The following is a 16,964-nucleotide window of genomic DNA, read 5'->3' as shown; positions in this document are numbered from 1 at the left end:
CGATGGCTGTACGTCAGACCTACACATCAGTCATCTGTGATGAATCCTGTTTCGGGATCGATCATTTGAAGAAAGTCTCGGATCTTGCGTTCGTGGTCTTCCGTCATCTCGTGAGGTGGAGGCACCGTCCCCCGATCACTGACCGTCAAGGTGTGCTTGATGCAGCGGGTAGTGAATCCATAGTCCGGGTTGGGTCCCGATACCCACTTGTAGATGGATCCGCTCGCACCCTCGACCACATCGAAGGTTTCGCCATCCACGACAACGGTTCGGCGCTTCTTCGGACCGTATCGCCGTGCGATCATGGTTTCCCACTATTCCCGGTCACTGAGTCGAATACAACATTGCTCGGCGCCCCACCAGCGGCCGCTGCGCTGACGATGCGGTGGTGGATGTCGTGGGTGGCTGTCGCTGCGCTCGCTGCACTGACCGTCTACGGGCTGACGCACTGGACCAGTCTCTGGGGCTTGCTGATGGTCGGGGGCGCTCCGATGATCGTGGCTACCGTAACGATCGCGGCGATGCACTTCGCAGTGAACGCGCGGAGACTCCTCCTCCCGCCGTGCCGCCACGCAAGCATCAAGCCGTGAATGTGCGTGTCAATGCTTATAGAGCAGCCGCACCTCAATCGAACAGCTTGCACCTGAAGGGACACAGGAGCCCAGCACTCACGTCAGATAGTCGTAGGCGGGGGTTCCCGGCTCGAGCCGCTCACAGTGCAGCCGCGAATGCGACATCCGATCCATCAGTCCGGCGAGGCCTTCGGGCTCCCCGAGCTCGACGCCGACGAGCGCGGCGCCGGTCTCGCGGTTGTTGCGCTTGACGTATTCGAACAGTGTGATGTCGTCGTCGGGCCCCAGCACGTCGTCGAGGAACCGGCGCAACGCCCCCGGCTCCTGCGGGAAGTCGACGAGGAAGTAGTGCTTGAGACCCTGGTGCACCAGCGAACGTTCGATGATCTCGCCGTAGCGTGAGACGTCGTTGTTGCCGCCCGAGATCAGGCACACCACGGTGGCGTCCGGCGGGAGGTCGAGGTCGGCCAACGCGGTCACCGCGAGTGCGCCCGCGGGCTCGGCGATGATGCCCTCGTTCTGATAGAGCCCGAGCATCGTCGAACAGATGGCGCCCTCGTCGACGTGCATGATGTGCGCGGTTCCGGGGGACGGCGTGTGCCGGACGTCCGCGTCGAGGACCGGCACCGCAGGCCGAGGCGCGACATCGGCGAGCACGGGATGCGCCACGATCGTCGCCCCGAGTTCCGCCATCACCCGATGACCGATGGAGCCGATGCGTTTGACGGCGGCACCGTCGACGAACGGGTCGATCGTCTCCAGCGTGACGGGCCCACCCGCCGCCAGCGCCGCCGACAGCGAGACCGCGCCGGTGGGTTCGACACCGACGATCGCGACGTCGTCGCTGAGCGAACGGAGGTAGGTCGCCATCCCGGCCAGGCAGCCGCCACCACCGACCGGCGCCACCACCACGTCGGGCAACCGCCCGAGCTGGTCGACGATCTCGTGGGCGATCGTGCCCTGGCCGGCCGCGGTACGGGTGTCGTCGAACGCGTGGATCCAGGCGGCCCCGGTACGCATGACGTCGGCCTGAGCGGCCGCCGCGGCGGCGTCGTAGGTCTCCCCCACAGCGATCAGCTTGACGAAATCGCCTCCATGCCAAAGGATTCGGTCACGCTTCTGCTTCGGAGTCGTCGTCGGGACGTAGATCCGACCAGAGACCTGCATGGTGCGGCATGCATAGGCAACGCCCTGTGCGTGATTGCCGGCGCTCGCCGCGACGACGCCGCGGGAGAGTTCCTGCTCGGACAGCTGGGCCATCACGTTGTACGCGCCACGGATCTTGTAGGAGCGGACCGTCTGCAGATCCTCCCGCTTCAGGAAGACACGGGCACCGACGGCCGCGGAGAGTCGCGGTGCGTCCTCGAGCGGGGTGCGGGCAATGGCGTCGGCAATTCGCGGGACGGCGGCGACGACGGCGTCGCCGGTCAACGAGGAATGCTGATGAACCGGTGCCTGCTGGGTACTCACGACCTCTATGCTCTCACCTGCACGTGTCGTCGGCGCGCGCGGTGGTCGACGTGTGGTGGTCGACGTGCGCTGGTCCACGGCCTAGACTCCGCAACAGGTCAACGATCCTGTCGTACACCGCCGACTGCGCGCCGGTCCGGCGATCCGATGGCGGGACGACGCACACCGATATGGGAGGCCCACCATGTTCGGACGCACCTTCTCGACCCCGTCGGCGTCACCCCGGCCCCGTGTTCGCCGCACCCGCCGACGCCGTGTCGTCGCGGCGGTGTCGGCGGCCGCGGTGACCGCGGTGACCGCGGGCCTGGCGACCGCCGTCACCGCCCCACAGGCGAACGCCGCACCGGTCTGCCCCGGCGCGGGCCAACCCGCGCGCCTGGTGGGGACGGTGCCGGGTGCCGCGCTGGAGGGCCTCACCGTCGATGCAGGCGGTCGCCTGTACACCACGGATCTCAACTCCGGGCGGGTGTTCCGGCTGTCGCGCCCGGGTGCACCTGCCGTCCCGATCGCGCGGGTTCCCGACGGGGGTGCGGGTGCTCTCGCGTGGGCGCGCGACGGCGCACTACTCGTCGGCTACGGGGCCGATGCCCGGGTGGTCGTCGGAGATGCGCTGCGGCACGCCGGGATCGCGCGACTCAACACCGCAAACCTGGCGTTGCGACCATGGGTCCGCGGATTGTCCGCCGCCAACGGCATGGACGTCGCGGGCAACGGAATCGTGTATGCCACCAATGATTTCGGCAATCTGATCGGCCGGACATATCCGAACGGGGCAGTACAGGCGAACTGGGGATCGCTGCCGAGCGCGAACGGGGCCGTGCTCGGCCGGGGCGATCGGTGGTTGTATGTGTCGCGGACGTTCGTCAATCCTGGGGTGAGCCGGATCTCGACGGCCAATCCTCGTGTCGTGCAGAGCCTGCTGAACCTCGGCGGTGACATCACCGCCACGCCCGACGGGCTGACGCTGGATTCGCGGGAGCGGCCGGTGGTGCCGTTCAACGCGGCAGGGCAGGTCGTGCGGATCACCGCACCGGGTCGCTACTGCGTCCTGGCATCCGGGCTCCCGCTGTCGAGCGTGCTCTCGTACGGTCGCGGTGGTCAGGGCTTCTCCGCCGGCCACCTCTACCGGGCCGGCTTCGACGGCCGGATCTACGAGATCCCAGGCGGGTTCGACCCGGCCACGACAGCGGCTCACCCGGGAGCCTGACGGCGGAGCCTGCCGTCGATGACCATCAGGGTGCGCCTCGGCGCAGATCGGGTTGCCGTCCACGCGGAGGGATGCGGGTCCGGTGCCGATCAGGGGCGCGGATGCAGCGCATACCAGGCACGCTCGGCCCACCACACGGCGACCAACGCCACACCGGAGGACCACGCGACCGCGGACGCGGAGCCGGTGATCGTCAACGCGATCAGCGCGACGACGAGTGCGGCGATCACGGCGTGCACCTTGTGGGTCGGCCATTCGACACCGGCGATGTCGACGACGGGTGCGTCGGCGGCACGACCGTGTCCGGAACGTACCTCGACCAGTGCTGTCGGATTCGCTGCGGTCATCGTCACTCCTCGATGTCGGCGGTGATCGCGGGCTGGGCGATCTCCACGTCTCCGAGTGTAACTCAGACTGGACTAAAATGTTCGGGTGGCCGAAACCTGGCGTTCGGATATCCGCCGATCGGCGTATCGTCGCAGTTCAGCCACTCATGCAGCTGGGGCCGAGCAAGGCCTTCAGGTCGCCCATGAGGGCTGAACTCGGGGTGACCCGGAGTGCGTCGGTGAGCCGCAGGAGCGTCGAGCGCTGCTCACTGACCAGAGTCACGTGGACGTCGGCGGTACCCGGATGCCGCGACAGCACCTGCTTGAGGGCCTGCACCCGGTCCGGTGTGCAGGCGCGAGCACTGAGGGTCAGCGCGACAGGCTTGGCGGTGCCGACCGCGGCCAGGTCCGGGACGGCGAGGTCGTTGGCACTGATCATGGTGCTGTCGTCGCGGACGTTGACCCGCGCCTTGATGAGCACGATGTTGTCCGCGACGATGTCGAGCCCGAACACGGAGAACGACCGCGGGAAGAAGTAGACCTCGACACCACCGACCATGTCCTCGAGGGTCACGACGGCGTACGGCTCGCCCTTCTTGTTCACCCGGCGGTTCACCGACGAGATGATCCCGCCGATGGTGATCTGCGCGCCGTCGGGGACCGACCCCTCGAGCAGTGCGGTGATGGACGTGTCGGTCTGCGCGGCGATCGCGTGCTCGACACCGCCGAGCGGGTGACCGGACACGTACAGCCCCAACATCTCTCGTTCGAGTGCCAGCTTGTGCTTGGAGTCCCATTCCTCGTCGGGCACCTTGACCGCGAACACCTCGGCCATGGTGTCGTCGGCACCGCCGGCGTCACCGAACAGGTCGAACTGGCCGATCGCCTCGGCCTTCTTGGTGCCGATCACCGATTCGACGGCGTCGCCGTGGATCAGGAACAGGCCCTTGCGAGGATGGGCCAGGGAGTCGAAGGCGCCGGCCTTGATGAGCGATTCGGTGACCTTCTTGTTGCAGGCCGTCACGTCGATCTTGCCCAGGTAGTCGGAGAAGCTGGTGAACTTCCCCTTCTCCTCGCGCGCGGCGAGGATCGACGACACCACGCCGGTGCCGACGTTACGCACCGCGGCCAGGCCGAATCGGATGTCGGTGCCGACGGCCGCGAAGTTGCGCTGCGACTCGTTGACGTCGGGCGGTAGGACGGTGATCCCGAGTTTGCGGCAGTCGGCGAGATAGATCGCCGACTTGTCCTTGTCGTCACCCACCGAGGTCAGCAGACCCGCCATGTACTCGGCAGGGTAATTCGCCTTGAGATAGGCCGTCCAGTACCCGACGAGCGCGTAGCCGGCCGCGTGGGATTTGTTGAACGCGTATCCGGCGAACGGCAGGATGGTGTCCCACAGCGCCTTGATCGCGGCTGAGGAGAACCCGTTCTCCTTCATTCCGGCCTCGAAACCCTCGAACTCGGCGGCGAGCACTTCGGCCTTCTTCTTGCCCATGGCGCGACGCAGGATATCGGCTCGGCCAAGCGAATACCCCGCTACCTTCTGCGCGATGTGCATGATCTGCTCTTGGTAGACGATGAGGCCGTAGGTCTCGGAGAGGATGTCCTCGAGTGGCTCCTCGAGCTCGGGGTGGATCGGTTTGACCTGTTGGCGCCCGTTCTTGCGGTCGGCGTAGTCGTTGTGGGCGTTCATGCCCATCGGTCCTGGCCGGTACAGGGCGTTGACCGCGATGATGTCTTCGAACGCGTTGGGCTGCATCCGTTTGAGTAGTTCGCGCATGGCCGCACCGTCGAGCTGGAACACGCCGAGAGAGTTCCCGCGCGCAAGTAACTCGAAGGTTTTCGCATCGTCGAGCGCGAGCGTGTCCAGGTCGAGGTCGATACCGCGATTGAGTTTGATGTTCTCGATCGCATCGCCGATGACGGTCAGGTTGCGCAGTCCCAGGAAGTCCATCTTCAGTAGGCCGATGGCTTCACACGACGGATAGTCCCAGCCGGTGATGATGGCGCCGTCCTGGGCGCGTTTCCACACCGGGATCGCATCGGTGAGCGGTTCCGACGACATGATCACCGCGCACGCGTGCACGCCCGCGTTGCGAATCAGGCCCTCGAGACCCAGTGCGGTGTCGTAGATCTTCTTGACGTCCGGATCGGTCTCGATGAGCGTGCGCACCTCGGCGGCCTCGTTGAACCGCTCGTGATCCGGGTTCGTGATGCCCCAGACCGGGATGTCCTTGGCCATGACCGGCGGCGGCAGCGCCTTGGTGATCCGGTCGGCGATGGCAAACCCGGGCTGGCCGAACTGAACGCGGGCCGAGTCCTTGATCGCGGCCTTGGTCTTGATGGTGCCGAAGGTGATGACCTGGGCGACCTTCTCGCTACCCCACCGCTGCGTCGCGTACCGCACCATCTCGCCGCGCCGACGGTCGTCGAAGTCGATGTCGATGTCGGGCATGGACACGCGTTCGGGGTTGAGGAACCGTTCGAACAGCAGGTCGTACTTGATGGGGTCGATATTGGTGATCCCGAGTGCCCAGGCGACCAGCGAACCCGCTGCCGAACCTCGCCCGGGCCCCACGCGGATGCCGACCTCGAGCGCGTGGCGGATGAGATCGCCGACCACCAGGAAGTAGGCCGGGAATCCCATCTGGATGATGACGTCGAGCTCGTGGTTGGCGCGCTCCTGGTACTCGACCGGCACCTCGGTCCCCGCGAACCGGCGCTCGGCGAGGCCCTCGGCGACCTCCTTGCGCAGCCAGGTCTGCTGCGATTCCCCCTCGGGCACCGGGAAGACCGGCATGCGGTCGCGGTGGGCGAAGACTTCGGAATAGCTCTGTACCCGCTCCCCGATCTCGAGCGTGTTGTCGCAGGCGCCGGGCACGACGTCATCCCAGAGTGCACGCATCTCGTCGGCGGACTTCAGGAAGTATCCGTCGCCGTCGAACTTGAATCGCGTCGGGTCCGACAACGTCTTGCCGGTCTGCACGCACAGCAGCGCCTCGTGGCTCTTCGCGTGGTCCTTTGTGACGTAGTGGCAGTCGTTGGTGACCAGCGGCTTGATGCCGAGTTTGCGACCGACCTCGAGCAGTCCGTCACGGACCCGCCGCTCGATCTCGAGACCGTGCTCCATGAGCTCGAGGTAAAAGTTCTCCTTGCCGAAGATCTCCTGCCACTTCGCGGCCGCCTCGAGCGCCTCACGCTCCTGCCCCAGCCGCAGGCGCGTCTGCACCTCACCGGACGGGCAGCCGGTCGTCGCGATGATGCCCTCGGCGTGCTCGGCGATCAGATCGGCGTCCATGCGCGACCACTTGCCGAGCTGCCCCTCGATGGAGGCCAGCGACGACAGTTTGAACAAGTTGCGCAGCCCGGTGGCGTTCTCCGCAACCATCGTCATATGCGTGTACGCGCCGCTGCCGGAGACGTCGTCGTCTTTCTGATCGCGGGTGCCCCAGGTGACACGCTTGGTGTTGAACCGCGATTCCGGCGCGATGTAGGCCTCGATGCCGATGATCGGCGTGATGTCGTTGTTGACCGCGGTGTTGTAGAACTCGCTCGCCCCGAACATGTTGCCGTGGTCGGTCATCCCGATCGCCGTCATGCCGAGACGTTTGGCCTCGGCGAACAGCGGCGACACCTTCGCGGCACCGTCGAGCATGGAGTACTCGGTGTGGTTGTGCAGGTGGACGAACGAATTGGACATCGGCAAGTGGGGTCACTTTCGGGTCGCGGGGTCGTGATCACTGTATGACGCGGCACTGACGCTTTCGCGCCTTGTCGGCGTGTCGGTGGCGCGTGTCGGGAAACGCGCCGCCACGCGTCCGAAGGACGGGTGGCTCAGTCCTCGCGCAGGAGATCGAGCGCGGCCTGGAGATCGGCCGGGTACGGGCTGGTGAACTCGACGCGCCGTCCGTCGGCGGGATGGGCGAAGGCGAGCGAGCGGGCATGCAGCCACTGCCGTTCCAGGCCGAGGCGCTGCGCCAGGACCGGGTCCGCGCCGTAGGTCAGGTCCCCGCAGCACGGGTGATGCAGGGCGGAGAAGTGCACCCGGATCTGGTGGGTGCGGCCGGTCTCGAGGTGGACGTCTATCAGCGATGCCGACGCGAACATCTCGAGCGTGTCGTAATGGGTGACACTCGGCTTGCCACCGGCGGTCACCGCGAACTTCCAGTCGCTGCTCCGGTGACGCCCGATCGGCGCATCGATCGTGCCCGACGGCGGGTCCAGGTGGCCCTGCACCAGTGCGCGATATCCCTTGTCGACCTCGCGATCACGGAACGCACGTTTGAGCATCGTGTACGCGTTCTCGGACACCGCGATCACCATGACGCCCGACGTGCCGACGTCGAGCCGGGACACGATCCCCTGACGCTCCGGGGCGCCCGAGGTGGAGATGCGGTAGCCGGCCGCGGCGAGCGCGCCGACGACGGTCGGGCCGGTCCACCCCTGCGACGGATGCGCGGCGACGCCGATCGGTTTGTCGACGACTATGATGTCGGAGTCGTGATAGATGATGTCGAGTCCCTCGACGGGGGTCGGCTCGACGCGGAGCGGCTCGGCCGGCGCCGGCAGCGTGACATCGAGCCAGGTGCCGGCGGAGAGCTTGTGGGACTTGCCGACGACGACCCCGTCCACCGTGACGTCACCGCCCTCGGCGAGTGTCGCGGCCACCGTCCGCGACAACCCCAGGATGCGGGCCACGCCGGCGTCGAGCCGCATCCCGTCGAGTCCGTCCGGTACTGGCATCGAGCGGGATTCACGCATCGGCGTCCCCCACCCGGCGGCCGGGACCACCGGAGTCGTGGGCCCCGTCGGGGGCGGGTTCGTCGGGATCGTGGCGCGCTGCCCACCCGGTGCGGGATCCGTCGTACTCGAATCCGAAGAGCGACAGGGCCACCAACAGGATCGCACCGCACACGACGGCGGAGTCGGCGACGTTGAACACCGGCCACCATCCGACGGACACGAAGTCGACGACATGTCCACGCAGCGGTCCGGGCGACCGGAAGATGCGGTCGGCGAGATTGCCCATGGCGCCGCCGAGCACCAGACCGAGACCGAGAATCCACCAGGGTGAGCGCAGCCGGCCGCTGTACCGCACGATGCCGACGACCACACACAGCGCCACGATCGTCAGGATCCAGGTGTAGCCGGACGCCATGGAGAACGCCGCACCACTGTTGCGCACCAGCCGAAGGGTCACCACATCGCCGATGATGTGCACCGGCCGCATCGGGTCGAGATTCGCGACCGCGAGCGTCTTGGTCAGCAGATCGAGGCCGACCACGGTCGCCGCGATACCGAGCAGGATCGCCACCACGGCCCGCCGACGGCGCCCCTCGTCCGTGCTCGCCGACTCGACGCCCTCGGGTTCCCCACCCTCGCGAGGCCCGGGTGTCGTTTGGCTCATGACTCCATCATCCACCTCACCATCATCCACGAGGCCTGCAATACCCTGGCTGCCGTGTATCCCCGCCGCACCCGTGTCGCCGCCGCCGCAGCCCTCCTGATCGGACTCGCCGGGTGCGGGGCGGACGAGGAACCCGACGTCACGGGGTCCGACGCCACGCAGCAGGGCGGTTGCGCCACGGAGACGACGTCCGGACGCGAGGGCGTCGACCTGCTGGCCATCCCGCCGGCGAAGGTGACGGTGACCGACCCCGGGGCCGGCGAGCGGAAGGTGGCGGCCGCGGCGCCGGACCGGGGCAGCCCACAGGCGGCGACGCTGGTGACCACATCGTCGGTGGCGGCGGTCGGTGACGAGCAGGCCCAGACGGTCGAGATGCCACTCGAGGCGCGGTTTCACTGCACCGACTCGACCGATGTGGAGATGGTGCTGGGCACGGTCACCTCGCCCGACGCCGGGCTCGACGGACAGCTCCGACCCGTCGCGGGCTCGCAGGCGGGTCTCGCCATCGGGCCCGGATCGATGCCCATCTCACTGCGGTTGCTGCCCGCGGAATCGGCCGGACCGGAGGCACGGCTCGCCGTCGAGCAGGCGCTGTTGCAGTCGCTGCAGTTGTCGGTGCCCCTGCCGACCGAGCCGATCGCGGTGGGCGCGAGGTGGCGCGCCGAGCGCACGATCACCTCGGCCGCAACGGTGACCCAGCACATCGACGCCACACTCAGATCCTGGGACGGCAACCGACTGACCATGGACGTGACCGTCGAGGAGACGCCGGTCAACTCCGTGTTCGCGATCCCCGGGTCCGATCAGACACTGAACATCAGCCGATTCAGCAACTCCGGCACCGGACAGGTCACCCTCGACCTCACCCGCGGACTGCCGGTGGCCGGCCGCATCGACGTCGACGGGGCGCGCGAACTCTTCGGAGCAGATCCTGCCCAGCCCCTGATCCAGCGGACCTCGTTGTCGGTCGGCTGGCGCTGACCGACAGCAGACTCCGCGCTGTCCCGAACGGCACCCGCGCCGGATGACGGAACGGGCCGGGACAGACGATGCTGTCCCGGCCCGTTCCGTCGATCTCGTCAGATCAGTTGGGTGCCTTCGACGACGCTCCACCGGCATCGGTGCACATCGGGGTGGTGACGTTGTTCGCGGTGATCAACGGGCACACCGTGTTCCTCGACAGCTTCCACCGTCCGTCGACGTAGACGATGCTCGCGTCGAGCTTGGTCGGCGGGTTGTCGGGCAGCTTCACCTGCACCTTGACCGTCGCCTTGTTCGGCCCGGCCGGGATGACCGGCGGGAAGATCTCGTAGGTGACGTCCGGGTTGTCCTGCTTGGCCTTGACCAGCTCGTCGAAGATCTTCGGGTCCGCCGAGGAACCCTCCACCAGCTCGGTCTTCTGCGAGTTCGGCACGTTCGGATCCAGCGCCGTGTTGAGCATCTCGTTGAGGGTGGCGACCGACGGCCGCTGATTCGGGTTGGTCACCCCGCTGTCCCCACCGCTTCCGGCATCCGCCGAGGAGTCCGCGGACGAGACCGTCGGCACCTCCGGGATGTCGCTGTCATCGCTGCCACAGGCCGCAACCGATGCAACCGATGCCGCGATCAGTGCGGCAGTCACGATCTTCGGAAACTTCACCGATCTCCCTTACTGTCGTTCGTCCGGCCCACGGCGGATCTCCGCCCCCGCAGGTCCTGGCAGTTTCTGGCCGGATTGTCCCCCTCGGGCCCGCCAAAACTCACACCACTATGCCAAATCCACGGCCACGCCCCCAACAACCGCTCTCCGGGGACATCGACGTCGCAGCCGCAACGGTCGGCACGCAAAGATGGTTCCCCGGCGGAGGGCACCTTAATCTTGACCACCATGGCGACCACTCGAATCGTGCTGATCACCACCGGCGGGACCGTCGCCGCCCAGAGCACTCCGGACGGCGCGGTCCCGGCACTGTCGGCGCGCGATCTGCTCCCCGACGGTCCCGTTGCGGAGATCTCGACCGTCGACCTCATGTCGGTGGACAGTTCCGCGATGACGGTGGCCGATCAGTTCGCGGTCGTGCGCGCGATCCGTGCCGCCCTGTCGGATCCTGTGGTCGACGGTGTCGTCGTGACCCACGGCACCGACACCCTCGAGGAGACCGCGTATCTCGCCGACCTCTTCCACGGCGACGACCGACCGGTGGTGTTCACGGGTGCGCAACGACCGTCGGATGCGATCGACTCCGACGGGCCGGCGAACATCGCGACGGCGTTCGCGGCAGTGTCCGACCCGACGGTCCGGGGTCGTGGTGTGGTGATCGCGTTCGGAGGTGAGATCCTCTCCGCGCGTGGTCTTTTCAAGTCGTCGACGACGGAGTTGATCGCATTCGACAACATCCATCACGCGTTGCCCCGCCAGCATGTCGGTGACGATGTCCCGACGGCGGCGCGGGTTCGCGTCGATGCACTACAGCTCTATCCGGGGGTCTCCCCCGGTCTGATCGCTGCCGCGGTGTCCCAGCAGGCCTCGGGCATCGTGCTGTCGACGACCGGCGCGGGCAACACCCACCCCGACATCACCGCCGAGATCAGCGCAGCCGTGACCGCCGGGGTGGTCGTGGTCGTCACGTCCCGAGTCCCCTCCGGCGCGGTCATCCCCACCTACGGCGGTGGCGGCGGGGCCGTGGACCTCGAACGCGCCGGCGCCGTCGTCTCGAGGTGGTTGCGCGCCCCGCAGGCTCGGATCGCCACCCTCGCCCTGCTGTCGACCGGCGCCGACACCGATGCGGTGCGGGCGTTCTTCGCCGAGACCGCACTCGGCTGACCCGCTCGCCGCGTCGGGTGCCGGCGTCGGGCCTCGGCTCAGTCCGGGTCCGCAGACGGCAGGTCCGGCCACGCCAGGCTGTCGCGCGGATCGGCACGACAGAGATCGGGATCGTCGGCACGGAAGGTCACCGCCCGCCCGGGTCCGGTGGCGCGGGTCTCGAAGCGGACCGTCACCACGCCGTGTCCGCTCCCCTGGACCCACCCGTGACCGTGATCGGGGTGCGTGAGGTCGGCGCCGGTCTCCCAACGGCTCTCACTCCCGTCGACCTCGGCGTCCGTCGAGCCGCCGAGCGGCGCCGCGGATTCAGTGGACGAACCGGCCGCCACGAATCCGGCCTCCACATCCGTCTCGACACCGTCTTCGGCGACCACCACCGGACTCACGTCGTCGCCGAGTTCGTCGTGCAGCTCACCGAAGAGCGAGAACTGTTGCACCGCGGTCAGGCCCGAATACCCGACGCCGACGAGCCGGATCGGTCCGATGCTGCGTGGATCGAGCGCGAGGCGTTGCGCAGCGGAGGTGAGGACGCCGAGTTCGGTGGTCGCGGCGGGCAGCGTCATCGAACGGGTCAGCACGGACATGTCCGACCGCTTGAGCTTGAGGACGACGGTCCGCGCGCCACGACCGTCGGACAGGAGCCGGCGGTGCGCCCCTTCCGCGGCCGACTCGATCGCCGGACGCAGCTCCGACAGCTCGACGAGATCGCGGGGGAAGGTGGATTCGGCGCTGATCTGCTTGGCCGACGCTCGTTCCGCGACGGGCCGGTCGTCGATCCCCTGCGCCAGCCGGTGCAGCGCCGGTCCGAGCGTGGCGCCGAGTACGGAGACGACCTCGAGGTCCGACATCGCGGCGAAGTCACCGATGGTCTCGATGCCCAACCGGTGCAGGCGATCGCCCGACACCGGACCGATCCCCCACAACTTCCGCACCGGCAGCTCGTGCAGGAACTCGAGCTCGACGGCGGGCGAGATCGCCATGACCCCATCGGGTTTCGCCAGCCCCGATGCGATCTTGGCGATCTGTTTGCCACTGCCGAATCCGACGGACGCCGAGATCCCGACCGTCTCACGGATCCGACGACGCAGTCGCTCGGCGAACTCCGTCACCTCGTCCACCGACGCACCCGCGAGCTCCTCCGGTTCGCCGAAGGCCTCGTCGAAGGAGAGCATCTCGATCACCGGGATGGCATCGCGCACGAGGCCGAAGATGCGCGCGCTCACGACCCGGTAGACCGTCCCGCGCGGCGGGAGCACCACGGCTCCGGGGCCGACGAGTCTCCGAGCCTGATGCATCGGCATCGCCGACCGCGCGCCGAACGCCCGGGCCGCGTAACTGGCACCCGCGACGACGCCACGGCCGCCCGTTCCGCCGACCAGCACTGGACGATCCCGCAGCGTCGGCCGCGTCAGTTGCTCCACCGACGCGAAGAAGGCATCCATGTCGAGGTGCATCACCCAGCGCGAGCTGCGCCGGGCCCCCTCGCGCGTTCCGGCACCGTCACCGTCGGCGGCCCCGGACGGACCGGGGCTCGGGAACGGGACGTCGGAGACCATCTGACGAATCGTAGTTCCGTGGCGTCGGCCCTCCGAGCGCCGACCTCGGGACGGAAGGCGCGAGCGGCGTCCGGGAGCGGCAAGTCGGAGCGCCGTTCCTGGGCTGAGCTCAGGAACGGACCTCGAACACCGGCAGATCCTCGAGATGCGCGGCGAGCGTCTCGTCGTCGGGGTCGGTCGTCATCCCCTCGGGCAGGAACCGGCCGACCTCCCATCCCCACTTGTCGAGGTAGGCGCGGATGATCGGGCCACGCTGCGCCGGCTCGACCTCGACGAGGCGAACTGCTCGCCGACGACGCCCGCGGCGCAGTTCGGCGGTCGGGGTGACGCGGACGTTGCGCACCCACTGCGTCACGCCGCGCGGCGCCACCAGGTATTCGCGCCCCTCGAACGGCATCGGGTTCACCGGGACGGTCTGCGGCTTCCCGCTCGCGCGCCCGGTGACGGTCAGCGTCTGCGCGCCGGCCAGGTTGACACCGCGATCGGCGAGCCACCGCACCGTGCGGTTGAAGCCGTTGTCCATCCCCTGCGGCGGGCGGTAGTGCGTTGCGGTCATGGTGTGTCCTCTCGTCGTCCTCGCCGGTCGCGAGGTGAGTCGTGATTTCGAGAGCACCGCTCTCGTTTTCCAGTGTGCACCGTCGGTCCGGCTAAATCAAGAGCAGCGCTCTCGAATTGTGCGAGACTGGGACCATGACCGCCGGGACACGGGCAGCCAACCGCGCCGCCATGGAATCCGAGATCCGACGTCTGGGCCGCGCCCACCTGCGCACCCACGGCGCCGCCGGCCTGTCGCTGCGTGCCATCGCGCGGGAGATGGGCGTCGTGTCGTCGGCCGTGTACCGCTACGTGCCCAGCCGCGACGATCTGCTGACTCTGCTGCTCGTCGAGGCGTACTCGGACCTCGCGGACACCGTCCACGACGCGATCGCCCAGGTGGCGGAGGACCGACCGCGTGATCGGCTGGTCGCGGCGACCCGTTCGTTGCGGCGATGGGCCGTCGACGACCCGTCGCGCTGGGCGTTGCTGTACGGCAGCCCGGTTCCCGGGTACGCGGCGCCGGCCGAGCAGACCGTCGGTCCGGGCACGCGGGTCGTCGCCATGCTCATCACCGAGGTCGGCCGCGCCCACGCGGCGGGACAGGTGCACGCCGACGACACCGTGGCAGAGTCCGTAGCTCGCGACTTCGACGCGATACGGGCCGAATTCGACAGTGCGCTATCCGATTCCGCCCTCCTCGTGGCCACCACGCTGTGGGCGGTGACCATCGGTGCGATCAGTCTCGAGGTCTTCGGCCAGTACGGGTCGGACACCTTCGCCGACCCGGAGGCGTTGTTCGCGGCGCAGATCGAGCGTGCGCTCGCACCGATCGGCGGGTGACCCCGTGTCGACCCGCGTCAGCGTGAGATCCGTCGCGGCTCACCGACGCCGAGCAGTTTCTCCGGATTGCGGGTGGCGTAGATGTCGGCGACCAGACCGTCGACGACGTCGAGAACGAACACCCCCTGCAGCTCGCCGTCGAAGAAGATCCGCATGCCGGGCAGACTGTTGAAGATCGCCGGCTCGACCCGGAACTCCTCGAGCGTGGGTCCGACCCGCGCGAATCCGGCCAGCAGCCGGGCCACCGCGAGGGCACCGCGGACGGGCCGTTTGACCGCGCTCGCCTTGCCGCCACTGTCGGCGGTGAACACCACGTCCGGAGACATCATCGTCATGAGCGTCTCGACCTCCCCCGACTCCGCGGCCGCCATGAACGCATCGGTGATCTGGGCGGTACGGGCGGCGTCGACCGGCTCGAAACGTCGACGACGCGCATGGACGTGCTCGCGCGCTCGATGGGCCACCTGCCGGACCGCGGACCCGGACTTGCCGACGATCTCCGCGATCTCGTCATGGGAGAAGCCGAAGACCTCACGCAGGACGAACACCACCCGCTCGTCGGGGGTGAGGGTCTCGAGGACGACGAGCATCGCCGTCGACACCGACTCGGCGAGCACGACGTCGGCCGCGGCGTCGCGCTCGTCGAGCAGGATGGGCTCGGGCAGCCACGGACCGACGTACTGCTCCCGCCGCCGCGACGAGGCGCGCAATGCGTTGAGCGCCTGCCGCGTCACGAGAGTGGCCAGATACGGCTTCGTGTCGTCGACAGTGTCGAGATCGACGGCGGCCCACCGCAGATAGCTCTCCTGCAGGACGTCGTCGGCGTCGATGGCCGAGCCGAGGATCTCGTAGGCGACGGTGAACAACAACGGCCGCAGCTCGACGAACCGTCGAACGTGTTCGTCACACGCCGACGTCACGCCCGCACCCGGTCCGCGGTGTGGTCGACGGCCGGACCGGGCCGGCCGGAGAAGGTCGGGAACGCCCCCGGATGCCGGGCCTCCCACCGCAGGCCCCACAGCACACTCCGGCACACCAACTCCTTGATCCCGGCGGCCGCCCGCCCCGGGATGATCAGGTCGACGGGCGTGTCGTCGCGGCGTGTCGCCTGGATCACCGCGCCGCGACGGCCCAACGAGGTGCACTGCCCGACGAACACGACCCCGAGGGTCCCCGGCTGTCTGCCGGCCAGGCGGGCCAGCACGACGTCGGCGGCGTGTGGCCCGGTCTGATTGGCCGCCTGGCAACTCATCCGGATCGCCTGCCCGGCCGGGGCGACGGCATCACCCGCGCCGACGATGCGTACGTCGTCGACGCTGGTGAGCGTGTCGTCGGTGACGATGCGTCCGCGCGCGTCGGTCGTCAGACCACTCGCCGCGGCGACACCGGGCACGCCGAAGCCGGCGGCGATCACGGTCGTCGCGCTCGGCAGGGCCTCCTCCGCGGTCTGCGCCGAACGCCCGATCCGGGGATCCACGCGGGTGTCCACAACGGTGACGGTATCCGCCCCGACGGCCGCCACGCGACGTTCCTCCAGTATCTCGACACCCAGCTTCTGCAGACGTCGTCGAGCCGACCGTCGGGCCCGGGCACCGAAGGACGGCGCCAGTACGCCCGACGAGACGAGCCGGACGGCGCGACCGGCCTCGGCCAGCTCCGCGGCCATCTCGATCCCGGTGAGGCCGCCGCCGACGACAGTCGTCACGACATCCGTCGCGCTGTCACCCGTCTCCTGCCGAGTCAGGTCCGCCAGATGCGCTCGGAGCCGTTCGGCCTCCTCCCACTCACCCAGCACGAAGGCGTGCTCGGCGGCACCGCGGATCGCGTCCGCCGACGTACCCGTCGACCCGACCGCGTAGATCAGGTGGTCGTAATCGAGGATGTCGCCCGAGGCGAGTTCCACCCGAGCGCCGGGGACGTCGATCCGGGTGACCGTGTCGACGACGAGTCGTACCCGATCCCCCAGCACCTGATCGAAATCCTCGGCGGCGGTACCGGTTCCGGTGATCCACTGATGCAGACGGATACGATGCACGAAGTGCGGGCGCGCATTGACGAGCGTGACGTCGACGTCCGCCGAGCACAGACGGTTGGCTGCCATCGTGCCCGCGTAGCCGCCACCGAGGACGACGATCCTCGGACGGGTTGTGGTGGTCATGGTTGCTCCTCTCGAAGGTGGACAACCACGGGACACCACACGTCGCCGATCTGTGACACAGAGTGATCCAGATCACAGAGTTGCC

The 16,964-nt window shown here is 68.3% G+C and carries 15 protein-coding genes; 4 read left to right on the top strand and 11 right to left on the bottom strand.

From position 1 onward, the window contains the following. Window positions 1-26: 26 nt before the first annotated feature. A complete protein-coding gene (locus QSJ19_RS02330; RefSeq protein WP_286318072.1) occupies window positions 27-305 on the bottom strand; it encodes a hypothetical protein in 279 nt (92 codons plus the stop codon). 363 nt (window positions 306-668) lie between these two features. After that, window positions 669-2,051 (bottom strand): threonine ammonia-lyase IlvA, encoded by a 1,383-nt coding sequence (gene ilvA / locus QSJ19_RS02325; protein WP_286318162.1) that lies wholly within the window; start codon window positions 2,049-2,051, stop codon window positions 669-671. Window positions 2,052-2,226: 175 nt separating this feature from the next. Here ilvA and QSJ19_RS02320 point away from each other — a divergent pair, with 175 nt between their 5' ends. After that, a complete protein-coding gene (locus QSJ19_RS02320) occupies window positions 2,227-3,249 on the top strand; it encodes an SMP-30/gluconolactonase/LRE family protein (RefSeq protein WP_502876070.1) in 1,023 nt (340 codons plus the stop codon). Window positions 3,250-3,338: 89 nt separating this feature from the next. On the opposite strand, the gene QSJ19_RS02315 is transcribed toward QSJ19_RS02320, so the two are convergent. The 4 genes from QSJ19_RS02315 to lspA all read right to left on the bottom strand — a co-directional run bounded on the left by QSJ19_RS02315 (window position 3,339) and on the right by lspA (window position 8,985). After that, window positions 3,339-3,596, bottom strand: a complete 258-nt coding sequence (locus QSJ19_RS02315) for a hypothetical protein (RefSeq protein WP_286318071.1) — start codon at window positions 3,594-3,596, stop codon at window positions 3,339-3,341. A gap of 136 nt (window positions 3,597-3,732) precedes the next feature. Continuing rightward, window positions 3,733-7,278, bottom strand: coding sequence for a DNA polymerase III subunit alpha (gene dnaE / locus QSJ19_RS02310; RefSeq protein ID WP_286318070.1), 3,546 nt, complete (start codon window positions 7,276-7,278; stop codon window positions 3,733-3,735). Window positions 7,279-7,412: 134 nt separating this feature from the next. Beyond that, window positions 7,413-8,339: an RluA family pseudouridine synthase gene (locus QSJ19_RS02305; RefSeq protein WP_286318069.1), complete on the bottom strand. Its 927-nt coding sequence runs from the start codon at window positions 8,337-8,339 to the stop codon at window positions 7,413-7,415. After that, on the bottom strand, window positions 8,332-8,985 hold the full coding sequence (lspA, locus tag QSJ19_RS02300) for a signal peptidase II (RefSeq protein ID WP_286318068.1): 654 nt from the start codon (window positions 8,983-8,985) through the stop codon (window positions 8,332-8,334). Before lspA ends, QSJ19_RS02305 begins: the two co-directional genes overlap by 8 nt. Between lspA and QSJ19_RS02295 the strand changes: the two genes are divergently transcribed. Continuing rightward, window positions 8,977-9,966 (top strand): hypothetical protein, encoded by a 990-nt coding sequence (locus tag QSJ19_RS02295; RefSeq protein ID WP_286318067.1) that lies wholly within the window; start codon window positions 8,977-8,979, stop codon window positions 9,964-9,966. The genes lspA and QSJ19_RS02295 overlap by 9 nt on opposite strands. A 103-nt stretch (window positions 9,967-10,069) precedes the next feature. On the opposite strand, the gene QSJ19_RS02290 is transcribed toward QSJ19_RS02295, so the two are convergent. Next, window positions 10,070-10,624, bottom strand: coding sequence for a WKL family lipoprotein (locus QSJ19_RS02290; protein ID WP_286318066.1), 555 nt, complete (start codon window positions 10,622-10,624; stop codon window positions 10,070-10,072). Between the two features lie 228 nt (window positions 10,625-10,852). Here QSJ19_RS02290 and QSJ19_RS02285 point away from each other — a divergent pair, with 228 nt between their 5' ends. Next, complete coding sequence (locus tag QSJ19_RS02285) at window positions 10,853-11,788, top strand: asparaginase (protein WP_286318065.1); 936 nt, start codon at window positions 10,853-10,855, stop codon at window positions 11,786-11,788. 38 nt (window positions 11,789-11,826) lie between these two features. Here QSJ19_RS02285 and QSJ19_RS02280 read toward each other — a convergent pair whose 3' ends face one another. Together QSJ19_RS02280 and QSJ19_RS02275 are read right to left on the bottom strand one after the other, a co-directional pair. Next, window positions 11,827-13,344 carry a DNA polymerase IV gene (locus QSJ19_RS02280; protein WP_286318064.1) on the bottom strand — a complete coding sequence of 506 codons (1,518 nt, stop codon included), beginning with the start codon at window positions 13,342-13,344 and terminating at the stop codon, window positions 11,827-11,829. Between the two features lie 109 nt (window positions 13,345-13,453). Further along, complete coding sequence (locus QSJ19_RS02275) at window positions 13,454-13,900, bottom strand: nitroreductase/quinone reductase family protein (RefSeq protein WP_286318063.1); 447 nt, start codon at window positions 13,898-13,900, stop codon at window positions 13,454-13,456. A 134-nt stretch (window positions 13,901-14,034) separates the two neighbouring features. On the opposite strand from QSJ19_RS02275, the gene QSJ19_RS02270 reads away from it, so the two are divergent. Then, window positions 14,035-14,721: a TetR/AcrR family transcriptional regulator gene (locus QSJ19_RS02270; RefSeq protein WP_286318062.1), complete on the top strand. Its 687-nt coding sequence runs from the start codon at window positions 14,035-14,037 to the stop codon at window positions 14,719-14,721. 17 nt (window positions 14,722-14,738) lie between these two features. Here the strand turns inward: QSJ19_RS02270 and sigJ are convergent, their stop codons facing one another. Together sigJ and QSJ19_RS02260 are read right to left on the bottom strand one after the other, a co-directional pair. Further along, complete coding sequence (gene sigJ / locus QSJ19_RS02265; RefSeq protein WP_286318061.1) at window positions 14,739-15,641, bottom strand: RNA polymerase sigma factor SigJ; 903 nt, start codon at window positions 15,639-15,641, stop codon at window positions 14,739-14,741. Then, the gene (locus tag QSJ19_RS02260; protein WP_286318060.1) at window positions 15,638-16,879 is read right to left on the bottom strand and encodes an NAD(P)/FAD-dependent oxidoreductase; all 1,242 of its coding nucleotides are present in this window, start codon (window positions 16,877-16,879) and stop codon (window positions 15,638-15,640) included. The genes sigJ and QSJ19_RS02260 overlap by 4 nt, the downstream gene beginning before the upstream one ends. Between the last annotated feature and the right edge of the window lie 85 nt (window positions 16,880-16,964).

The sequence above is a fragment of the Gordonia sp. ABSL11-1 genome, from assembly GCF_030315685.1.
GTDB lineage: Bacteria > Actinomycetota > Actinomycetes > Mycobacteriales > Mycobacteriaceae > Gordonia.
Note: the sequence above shows the minus strand (reverse complement) of the source record. Positions and strands in the feature narration are given on the sequence as shown.